This is a genomic window from Bacillus sp. 05T31 (assembly GCF_056396725.1).
Map to the genome: position 1 here is coordinate 1 of NZ_JBFTMA010000995.1, position 1164 is coordinate 1164.

General features: G+C 34.3%; 2 protein-coding genes. Both read right to left on the bottom strand.

The annotated features are described in order from the left end of the window. A partial coding sequence (locus AC1DJR_RS30640; protein ID WP_477004329.1) for a DinB family protein occupies positions 1-477 on the bottom strand: 477 nt, incomplete at its 3' end. Positions 478-615: 138 nt separating this feature from the next. Continuing rightward, on the bottom strand, positions 616-1164 hold a 549-nt coding region (locus AC1DJR_RS30645; RefSeq protein WP_477004330.1), incomplete at its 5' end, for a M3 family metallopeptidase.

The following is a 1164-nucleotide window of genomic DNA, read 5'->3' on the forward strand; positions in this document are numbered from 1 at the left end:
GTGTAAATCTAGAAATTGAACCCATTGATATAAATTCAAATCATTAAAAATAGGATGTTTTAATCCATTTTCAAATAATTCTTTTTCATCTATTACACTATGAAGGGCATGTAATAATTCTTGTCGTGAATGTTCWAGTAATTGAATTCCTTGCAGTTTTTTCATTAATGTTTCTGTTGGTTTCATTTGTTGAGGAGCTTCCCTTTTATGTGTGCGATCAAGCGTAAGTTGGAGGTCTTTAAATGGAGCAAGTTTTCTTTCTTTTTTTTGCAAAGCATATACAAGGGCAGATGTGACAGACTGTTCAACTAAATGCAAATGATGCAAAATTTGAATAATACTCCATTTATCACGGCGTGGCTTTACATTCACCTCCGTATCATTTAACATTTCAATTTCTGATAACAGCGTACTTCGTGTAGACTGTAATGAGTGGACTAAAGTTTCTAAACTAACATCCATATTAGATTGAAGCATAGTGCTTTCCCCCTTTTGTTGGTGAAAAGGGGCGCTCCCCATTAGAAACACCCCTAAAATAATTCTGAATTTTCTTTTATTATCTCATCATTTTTCTATTATGTCGATGTTAAACATAGGAAAAAAGTGCATGTTTTTTTACAATTTTGTGTCGTCRACAGCACGTAACCACGCTTCAATTTCTGTAATTACACTTTTTACACACCCTTCAGCGAATGGTGATGTTAAATTTGCAACTTCTACTAACTCTAAGAATGATTTACTTCCACCTTGTTGACAAAGATTCACATAATCTTCCCAAGCCTCTTGTCTATTATCTCTTGCACGTTTCCAAAATTGCAGTGCACAAATTTGAGCTAACGTGTAGTCAATATAATAGAAAGGTGAGCTATAAATATGACCTTGACGTTGCCAGAAACCACCACGTTCTAAATAATCATTATCTTCATAATCACGATGTGGTAAATACTTCTTCTCTATGTTACGCCATGCTGACTTACGTTCTGCTGGCGATGCTTCTGGATTTTCATATACATAATGTTGATATTCATCTACAGATACACCGTACGGTAAAAATAGAAGTGCTGAACTTAAGTGTGAGAAATAATATTTATCCGCATCTTCTTCAAAGAATAACTTCATCCATGGCCATGTAAAGAATTCCATACTCATTGAATGGATTTCACA